Genomic DNA, 319 nt, shown 5'->3' on the forward strand with positions numbered 1-319 from the left:
ACGGTATTATTTACCTCACTGCCGAAGAAGAAGAAGCTAAAATCATTGCACAGGGTAATGCTCCACTCGACGATAACGGTAAGTTTATTCGTAAGGTTAAAATTGAACCTAAAATCCCTCCTCATATTCTTGCTATACAGGAAATAGAAAAGGTAAAAAGCGAAAAGGCAGCCCATGCTTTGTATTCGGTTTTATCTTTAGGTGTATAGCGTAAATCAGACACTACCACATCGTAACATCATCAATGTTGTAACCGTTTCGGATACAGATACGGATAGATGCCCAATAATCGGCAATATTCCGTGAGGTGTGATAGGCA

At 39.5% G+C, this 319-nt stretch carries 1 pseudogene; it reads left to right on the forward strand.

The features are described from left to right. A pseudogene (locus tag D0T85_RS22935) lies at window positions 1–149 on the forward strand (hypothetical protein); the annotation flags it as partial. Window positions 150–319: the final 170 nt, after the last annotated feature.

Source organism: Bacteroides sp. 519 (assembly GCF_010500955.1).
Lineage (GTDB): Bacteria > Bacteroidota > Bacteroidia > Bacteroidales > Bacteroidaceae > Bacteroides.